Source organism: Lapidilactobacillus achengensis (assembly GCF_003946655.1).
Taxonomy (GTDB): domain Bacteria; phylum Bacillota; class Bacilli; order Lactobacillales; family Lactobacillaceae; genus Lapidilactobacillus; species Lapidilactobacillus achengensis.
This window is the reverse complement of the sequence record NZ_RHOV01000016.1, coordinates 53620-61569: the sequence shown is the minus strand read 5'-3', so window position 1 is coordinate 61569 and position 7950 is coordinate 53620. Positions and strand designations below refer to the sequence as shown.

The window sequence follows — 7950 nt, the reverse complement described above, 5'->3', positions numbered from 1 at the left end:
TTGGGACATCTATACCTACCTCGCTTACCTTTGGTTTAGTCACTTAAAGTATAGCACTAGGAGGCGTAGATGCCTTTTTATGTCATCAAAAAAGTCTAGAACTCCTGGTGTGAAATCATCTTTCAACACCAAAAATTCTAGACCCGGAAATCTGCGTTGTGGGTTTTGTCTACTTGGATCAGTCTCAATTGCAACTAACTCAGGTAGTTGTTGCGGATTAACTAATTAACAGGTTGGGTGACTGGCGACTATTTGGCGCCCACCGCTTCGGCGGCCTTGGCAACTGCGGCGCCAGCTAAGGCATTGACGTAGTTGACAGGTTGGTCGAAGTTAGGTTGGAAGAACATATCGACCATGGAGAGCGTGTCGATCGTCATCTTGGTTTGGATTGCCAGCGAGAGAACGTTGGCAGATTGCGCACAGTCATAAGAGCTGAAGAAAGCCCCACCCTTAACGACACGAGTTTCAGGATCCCAAGTCAGTTCCATCAAAATTGGCGTGGTCGTCAGCATGAATTCGGGCCGATAGTTTTGTTCCAAAACAACGTGGTCAACAACCACGCCGCGAGCCTTAGCCCCATCGACGGTCAAGCCGGAAGAAGCAATCGTCTTACCGTATAATTCAACCGCGGATGACGCTTGTGTGCCTAAATATTTCTCGGTTGGCGCGGCAATGTTCTTCCCAACTAAGATCCCTTGACGAACCGCATTGGTTGCCAATGGAATATAGTCGTCCTTGCCAGTTGGGTTGTAGTGAACAACGGAGGAGTCACCCGCCGCGTAAATATCAGGATCGCTAGATTGCATATATTCGTTGGTAACGATCGCGCCATTGCCGATCATCTCAACTTTGCCTTTCATCAGTTCGGTGTTAGGCCGGAAACCAGCTGCCATGATCGCAATATCAGCGGTATAGCTGCCGTGATCAGTCGTGACCGTGATTTCATCGGTGCCACTGAATTTAACAACTTTCTCGCCCATCGCCAAATGAACACCATGGTCGCGATAATCTTGTTCAACGCGTTCGGTGATCGCCGCGTCGAAATTCTTAGCGAGCACACGCGGTAAAGCGTCGATCAAAGTCACTTTCTTGCCCAACAGAGAAAGTTGTTCAGCCAGTTCAGCGCCAATATAGCCAGCGCCGATCACGATCGCTGAATCGATCTTCTCGGACTCTGCTTTGATTTGGGTCGCATGCGTCCAGTTCTTGCAAAGTTGGACTTTAGCGTTGTCGATGCCTTCAATTGGTGGGATCACTGGCGCTGAGCCAGTTGTAACTACTAATTTGTCGTAAGTGTCAGTTGATTCTTCCCCAGTTTTCAAATCTTTGACGCGAACGGTTTTAGCAGCAGTGTCAACGTTGAGAACATCATATTGCATCTTCATCGTTGCGCCTAAGCCAGCTAATGCCTCAGGACTTGAATAAAACATCTTCTTCGGATCGGAAACGTGACCGCCGACCCAAAGCGCGATCCCACATGATAAGAATGAGAGATTATCATTGCGTTCGTAAACGGTAACTTGCCAATCAGGATGCTCAGTCAAAATTTGTTGTGTCGCAAAAGTGCCGGCATGTGTGCAGCCAATAACAATAACTTTCATAAGGACTTCCTCCGTTTATTTGGTTTTCCAATAATTTTGATACAGACTACATTTTCATTGTAGCGGATTCGCCAATAATGTCAACGCTTTCAACTTGTTTTTAGTGGCGCACAAACGCGATGCGAATGGGGATAAGTGGTTTCGTGAAGATTGTGAATGAAATCGGCTTCTACTATAAATGTCGAACTGGGGTGGGGTGGGCAACTGTTTTGAAATTGATTTAGGCGGTTGGTTGCTATTCTGGAACCTGCGCTTGATTGCAGGGGTGAGTGGGTGTTGCGCGTGAGCGCAACCGGGTCGGGCCATTTGTGCGGCTGGAACGCAGTGGGCGTCGTTTTGAGCCAATCCGCAAAGTGCGCGGCTTGTCTCAAAATCGAGCCTTATTCTAAGCGGCAAAGCCGCAAAGAATAATTTCACTGCTGAGCCGCATGGCCCGACCCGGTTGCTAGGCGGAATCGAGCTTATCTGCAATCGAAGTGAAGGATTTGACGAAGTGGTTTGGCGAGCTAGAGGTCAAAACAATTGCCCTTTTTGGGGTGGTACGGCAATGTCAACGGATTGGGATTAGTAGGTTGGAACAGTTTGCATTGGTTGAACATCTTTACTTGTTCCCTAAACAATCCTTAGGTGGAAACCGATTGATTCGGCTGATTCACTGAGAACTAGGTTTGTTCATCAGACAGACTGCACTGGTGTCACCAATTTAAAGTTGATGATCACTGGACATGGTTGTCAATGACGTGGCTCCCTACCAATTGACCATAGCTTGTCAGTTGGCGTGAGTGCTCAAAAGACTGTGGTAACGTTGAGCGGCTGGAGCGGAGCGTGGTGTTGAAACGTGTTCGCCGACCTAGCATTTTCCCTTCCGCTTAGCTACGCAACTATTCTGGAGCCCCACTACACTTGCCTCCTAGATAATCCTCGGTGAAACCGACCGATTCAACTGACTGATCAAGAACTTGCCTTAGTTCATCAGACAGATTGTACTGGTGTCACCAATTTAAAGCTTGTGACCACTAACCACGGCCGTAAATTGCGTGGATCCTCATCAATTGACCACAGCTTGCCAGTCGGTGTGAGTGCTCAAACGGCTGTTAAAACGTTTAGCGGCTGGAGCGGAGAAATTCGGGGTGAGATCGCCGTGAAATTGTCCTTGGCGGCTTTGCCGCTTAGGACAAGGCCTGATTTTGAGACAAGCCGCGTACTTTGCGGATTGGCTCAAAACAGTGCCCACAGCGAGCTCACCCCGAATTTCGCAGCGCAAGCTGCGGCCAACCTACTTTTATCAAAACAGCCAGGCCATCTCACCCAGCGTCAGCAATTTTCGTCCAAAGTGGTCAGACGCGAAAACACCCAGCTGCCCGGAACATGGTATGATATAAGGTGTAAGAAAGCATTTTTGGGGGCATGATTTTGAAATTATCAGTGACAACGGTAGAGATTCTCATTCGGCTTTTGGCAGCCGTGGTGATCTCGGGCTTGATCGGCTACGACCGGGAGCAAAAGAACCATCCCGCCGGCATCCGCACACACATCCTCGTTTGCGTCGGCGCCTGCGTGATCGCGATGATCCAGCAAGAAATCGGCTTTGAGGCGTTGGCGTTCGCCAAGGCGCAACCCCAATTCGCAGGCGTGATTCGCGCCGATGAAGCGCGGCTGATTGCGCAGGTTGTCAGTGGCATCGGCTTTCTGGGCGCAGGGACAATCGTGGTCACGCATCGCGCCGTGACTGGATTGACCACCGCGGCTTCATTGTGGGCGACGGCTGGTTTGGGCTTGGCCGTGGGGATGGGGTATTACCGCATCGCCGGGATCAGCGCGCTGGTTGTTTTGGCCGTCCTGGCGCTTTTGAAAAAAGTGATTGTGGTGCATCCAGCCTTCAAGCGGGTCGAGATTCAGTACACGGAAAAAACCGCGACCAGAGAGCAGTTGCAGGCCTACTTTGCGGACAAAAAAATTAAGATCGAACGGGTCAGCTTCAAAGTAAGTCGGCTGGACAGTGGCGTGGTTTATACCAATGTTTACGCCATCGATTTGCCGCATGAAATGAGTTATGTGCAGTTGGTTGATGACTTATCCGCCTTTGATCATATGCAACAAGTGCGGCTGGTCAACGTTTAAGGAGGTCGCCATGTCAGCGGGTGTTGAGGAGTATCAACGTTTATTTGGCCAGGAAACTCACGATGAAGCGACGCTGTTTGAGCTGTTGGTCGTCGCGGTTTTTCAAGCGGGCTTGAGTTGGCAGGCGGCGGCCAGTAAGTTGCCGGCGTTTCGGCGAGCTTTCGCCGATTTCGATCCGCAGATCGTTGCTGGGTTTGATGAACCGGAGCTGGAACGCTTCTTGCGTGATCCGGAATTGATTCGCAATCCGCGCAAGTTACGCGCGGTGATCGCGAACGCGCGGGCGATTATGCTGTTACGGCCAGAGTTCGCGGACTTTGGTGCCTATCTTTGGCATTTCACCGACCACCAGCAGTGGGTCATGGTAATCGCGCCGGGAACGCCGTTAAATCAACAGTCAAGCCTGGGAACACAGGTAGCTCGTGATATGAAGCGCCGGGGCTTTAAGTTTGTTGGCCCCACCACCGTGCAATTATTTTTGTTGGCAGCCGGGGTGATCCAGCAACGTGAGCAGGCTTGATCAGCGCGCGGTAATACACCCTGTGATCAGTGGGGGCCCCTTGTAACCTGTCGTAACCGAAATTGCCGCAAATAAAATCGCGGGACGCGCCGCAACCAACCTGTTCAAAGGCAGCTCGTTTCCCACCGCAACTTGTCAGTATTGCGCCAGTGCATGGCAACCTATCAAAAAACGTTTGAGGTATTGATGATGAAAACTTTGATTTTAGTGGCCCATCCTGAAGTGGCCAATTCGCCGACACAGCAGTTTCTCAAGGCTAGTTTACCACCGACCGGGGCGATTCAATGGCATGATATAACGGCCGTCGCAGGCGTGAATGGTCATTTTCAGGCCAGCGCCGAGTTGGACTTGGTCAAACAGGCCCAGCGGATTGTGTTCCAGTTTCCCTTTTACTGGTATAGCGCGCCGTTTATTTTGAAGCAGTGGCAAGATGAGGTTTTCACTGGCGAGGTGGCGCAATACGGGAACTTGGCTGGCAAAGAGCTGTCCGTGGTGGTGTCCTTGGGCCAATCACTGGCGACTTACCAGGCGGGCGCGCAGGAACATTTCGCTATCAGTGAGCTTTTGCGCCCGTACCAGGCCTTTGCGGAGAAATTGAATTGGCGCTATTTGCCACCGTTAGTCATCACGCAATTTGCCTATCAAACGCCGGCGGAGCGGCAACAACTTTTGGTGACTTATCAACAGCGGCTGACTTTGGCCCAGCCGGCAAGTTTCGCGCAGCGCGGGCAGTGGTTGTTGGCGCAATTGGCGCAGTTACAGCCGGCCACAACAGCGCAGCGGCAACAATTGACGCTGATCCGTGAACAGTTGGAGGCTGGCGTGGCTGAATACCAAACGTTGCAAGAACAATTGCGAGAGATTCGTAGTGGGGAGCAAGCATGATGGATGAACAATGGCTACAACAAACCTTAGCAGACTTGAGCCAGCAACTGCCGCAGTATCAGGATCGCGCCTTGCTAGCGGTGACCCAAACCTATGTGGCGGACTTGGCGCAACGATTGGTCAATGGGCAAGGGGAGCTGGACGGTCGCATTTGGAATCACGAGCAATGGTAGCCAGGTCTGTCCTGCTACCTTTTTTGCATTCTGAGAAATTTCGCTTGACCTTGACGTTACGTCAGCCCTTATGCTGTGGTTATCAGGAGGTGGTCAGATGCGCTATCAAACCAATGAACTGGCTAAATTAGCCGGAGTCAGCCAGCGGACGATCCGGTTTTATGAAAACGAGGGGCTGCTAGTGGCTCAACGTGATCCGGAAAATAATTATCGGTCGTTCGCCAGTGATCAGGTCGATCGCTTGCAACAAATTTTGTTTTATCGCGAACTTGGCTTGCCTTTGGCGCAGATCAAGCAAATTTTACTGGCTCCTGATTTCAACATTCTTCAAGCGTTGCAAGAACAAGAACAGGCATTACTGGCTCAGCAAACGCGGATCGCGGGGCTCTTGGCCTTGGTGCAGCGGACGCTTGACTATCAGAAAGGGGCGCTCATCATGAGTGATCAAGAGAAATTTGCCGCCTTTAAAGCGGCGCAAGTGACGAACAACGAACAAGCATATGGCCCAGAAATTCGGCAAAAATATGGCGACGCGCAAGTTGAGCGGGCCAATCAGCAGTGGTTGGCGCGTTCGGCGGCGGCGGTCCAACAAATGCAGCAATTAGAGCAGCAGGTTTTTGCCGGGTTGCGCCAGTTGCTGGGGCCAACCACACCGGATCTGGATTCAAGCGGGAGCCAACAAGTTTTTGCGGCGCACCGTGCTTGGGTGCGGCTGGCTTGGGGCCAGGCGAAACCTTATTCGGCGGAAGCCCATCGTGGGTTGGCGGCCATGTACGCAGCAGATCCGCGGTTTATCAAGTATTATGATGACGCGGCTGGTCCTGGCGCGACCGCGTTATTGGTGGCGATCATTGACCACTACGCGCGCTAGATCAGCGGTGAGTGCGGTTACGTCGCATCAATTAAAGACAGTGACGTTGTCAGGGCAAGTCCACGGGGCGAAAGGCGTTCAGCCTTTCGTCCTATTTTGTTGAAAAGCGCCGAATCGACAGAATAATTATGGTAAAATATAGACAATTTGAAGGGCACGGACGGCGTGCGATGGGGTGGAAAAATGGAAACACGGAATGGTGAAACATCATTTTTTGATGGTGGGTTGTTGCAGTTTATCGGGTGGACGTTAATGGGAACAATCGTGACAGCGGTAACGTTGGGAATCTGTTATCCTTGGGCATTGACGATGATTTATGGGTGGCGGATCAATCATACGGTTGTTGATGGTCATCGGATGCATTTCGACGGGACTGCCGTTGAATTGTTTGGACAATGGCTGAAGTGGCTGGTTTTGACGATCATTACTTTGGGGATCTATGGGTTCTGGGTCAATATCAAATTGATCGATTGGAAGACACGGCACACTACTTTCCTGAATTGAGGTGGGCTGATCCTAGCGCAATCAAAATAATGGCTTCGGGGGAGTGAAGGGAATAATGGCGACAGCAGGTTGGTTGAATCAGGCTCCCTTATATACGGGACTGGCGACGATCGTCCTTTTGGGAATATTTCTGTGGTCGTGGTTAGCGGAACCGCGACGGTTAGTGAATGGTGTTTTATTTACGTTATTTTTTGTTGTTTTCTTATTAGAATTGGCCTTTTTGATTTTCTGGACGCGCAACGTGGTATTTATCACGATCATGGGGATCACCTTCATTATGCTCCTCATGTTGATTGCCTTGGTGCTTTTCTTCCTGTGGGCGCTCCTGCTGTGGAATGCGATTTTGGTGTGGAAACGGGAAAGTCATACCTTGTCGAATATGTTGACGCTGTTCTTAGGTGTGGGCCTGATCTTACTGTGGGTGATCAACCTGCTGGCGGTGAACCGTTTTCTGCCTAACTGGTTAAATGTGATTTTAACGGTGTTGCCCTTTATTGGCTTCTACTTGGTTGTTTGTAGTTATAATTTCTTGGTCAACGCCGCCTTGTATCAGTTCGTGCCGCGGGGCTACCGGGCCGATTATTTGATTGTGCTCGGCGCCGGGTTGATCGATGGTGATCGGGTCTCACGCCTGCTCGGTAATCGGATCGAGCGGGCGCTGAAGTTTGCCCAGAAGCAACAAGCCAAAGGTCGTCCTGCTCCGAAAATCATTTTCTCTGGCGGGCAGGGTCCAGACGAGAAGTTGTCTGAAGCCAAGGCGATGGCCGATTACGCGGTGGGCCACGGCTTGGATCCGCGCTTGGTGTTGTTGGAAGATCGGTCTACGACTACCTTAGAGAATATGACCTTTTCGAAGCAACTGATCACGTCTGATTATCAAGGGACCCGGGCACAACCACGGGTCAAGTTCTTCACCAATAACTATCACACTTTCCGGGCGGGCTTGTATGCGCGCCAAGCTGGCCTACCTGCTAATGGTGTTGGCGCGCCTACACGGCTTTACTTCCTGCCGAACGCGTTGATCCGTGAGTTCGTCGCGGTGCTGATCATGAATAAGCGGCGCCACTTCTGGATCCTGGTCACCTTTGTCGGGTTGTTGTTACTGACCTCGGGGCTGGTTTACGGCCTCAACAACTCCGATGCCTTCTCGCAATGGTTGGTCCGCTTCTTTAGACGGTTTACGAATTAAGCAAAACCATGACAAAATGAACCCAATCAACATGATGAAAAACAAAAAAGAAGCAAAGCGGGAATTCCGTTTTGCTTCTTTTTGTG

Annotated in this window: 10 protein-coding genes; 8 read left to right on the top strand and 2 right to left on the bottom strand. The window is 50.9% G+C overall.

The window, feature by feature from the left end:
- Window positions 1-248 precede the first annotated feature (248 nt).
- The gene (locus EKM94_RS09000) at window positions 249-1601 is read right to left on the bottom strand and encodes an FAD-dependent oxidoreductase (protein ID WP_125600695.1); all 1353 of its coding nucleotides are present in this window, start codon (window positions 1599-1601) and stop codon (window positions 249-251) included.
- Window positions 1602-1655: 54 nt separating this feature from the next.
- The gene (locus EKM94_RS08995) at window positions 1656-2018 is read right to left on the bottom strand and encodes a hypothetical protein (protein WP_125600692.1); all 363 of its coding nucleotides are present in this window, start codon (window positions 2016-2018) and stop codon (window positions 1656-1658) included.
- 592 nt (window positions 2019-2610) lie between these two features.
- Here EKM94_RS08995 and EKM94_RS08990 point away from each other — a divergent pair.
- The 8 genes from EKM94_RS08990 to EKM94_RS08960 all read left to right on the top strand — a co-directional run bounded on the left by EKM94_RS08990 (window position 2611) and on the right by EKM94_RS08960 (window position 7864).
- Window positions 2611-3012, top strand: coding sequence for a hypothetical protein (locus EKM94_RS08990; protein ID WP_125600690.1), 402 nt, complete (start codon window positions 2611-2613; stop codon window positions 3010-3012).
- Window positions 3009-3722, top strand: a complete 714-nt coding sequence (locus EKM94_RS08985; RefSeq protein ID WP_125600687.1) for an MgtC/SapB family protein — start codon at window positions 3009-3011, stop codon at window positions 3720-3722. Before EKM94_RS08990 ends, EKM94_RS08985 begins: the two co-directional genes overlap by 4 nt.
- Before the next feature lie 10 nt (window positions 3723-3732).
- Window positions 3733-4242, top strand: a complete 510-nt coding sequence (locus tag EKM94_RS08980; protein ID WP_125600684.1) for a DNA-3-methyladenine glycosylase I — start codon at window positions 3733-3735, stop codon at window positions 4240-4242.
- Between the two features lie 189 nt (window positions 4243-4431).
- The gene (locus EKM94_RS08975; RefSeq protein WP_164511175.1) at window positions 4432-5127 is read left to right on the top strand and encodes an NAD(P)H-dependent oxidoreductase; all 696 of its coding nucleotides are present in this window, start codon (window positions 4432-4434) and stop codon (window positions 5125-5127) included.
- Window positions 5127-5300: a hypothetical protein gene (locus EKM94_RS12440; RefSeq protein WP_164511174.1), complete on the top strand. Its 174-nt coding sequence runs from the start codon at window positions 5127-5129 to the stop codon at window positions 5298-5300. Before EKM94_RS08975 ends, EKM94_RS12440 begins: the two co-directional genes overlap by 1 nt.
- A 97-nt stretch (window positions 5301-5397) precedes the next feature.
- Window positions 5398-6171, top strand: coding sequence for a MerR family transcriptional regulator (locus EKM94_RS08970; RefSeq protein ID WP_164511173.1), 774 nt, complete (start codon window positions 5398-5400; stop codon window positions 6169-6171).
- Window positions 6172-6354: 183 nt separating this feature from the next.
- The gene (locus EKM94_RS08965; RefSeq protein WP_125600675.1) at window positions 6355-6675 is read left to right on the top strand and encodes a DUF898 family protein; all 321 of its coding nucleotides are present in this window, start codon (window positions 6355-6357) and stop codon (window positions 6673-6675) included.
- Window positions 6676-6730: 55 nt separating this feature from the next.
- Entirely contained in the window at window positions 6731-7864 is a 1134-nt protein-coding gene (locus EKM94_RS08960) for a YdcF family protein (RefSeq protein WP_125600672.1), read from the top strand.
- Window positions 7865-7950: the final 86 nt, after the last annotated feature.

What these genes read in the sequence shown, in the direction of transcription:
- EKM94_RS09000 (WP_125600695.1), bottom strand. Translation starts at nt 1,601, where the DNA reads ATGAAAGTTATTGTTATTGGCTGCACACATGCCGGCACTTTTGCGACA.
- EKM94_RS08985 (WP_125600687.1), top strand. Translation starts at nt 3,009, where the DNA reads ATGATTTTGAAATTATCAGTGACAACGGTAGAGATTCTCATTCGGCTT.
- EKM94_RS08980 (WP_125600684.1), top strand. Translation starts at nt 3,733, where the DNA reads ATGTCAGCGGGTGTTGAGGAGTATCAACGTTTATTTGGCCAGGAAACT.
- EKM94_RS08975 (WP_164511175.1), top strand. Translation starts at nt 4,432, where the DNA reads ATGAAAACTTTGATTTTAGTGGCCCATCCTGAAGTGGCCAATTCGCCG.
- EKM94_RS12440 (WP_164511174.1), top strand. Translation starts at nt 5,127, where the DNA reads ATGGATGAACAATGGCTACAACAAACCTTAGCAGACTTGAGCCAGCAA.
- EKM94_RS08970 (WP_164511173.1), top strand. Translation starts at nt 5,398, where the DNA reads ATGCGCTATCAAACCAATGAACTGGCTAAATTAGCCGGAGTCAGCCAG.
- EKM94_RS08965 (WP_125600675.1), top strand. Translation starts at nt 6,355, where the DNA reads ATGGAAACACGGAATGGTGAAACATCATTTTTTGATGGTGGGTTGTTG.
- EKM94_RS08960 (WP_125600672.1), top strand. Translation starts at nt 6,731, where the DNA reads ATGGCGACAGCAGGTTGGTTGAATCAGGCTCCCTTATATACGGGACTG.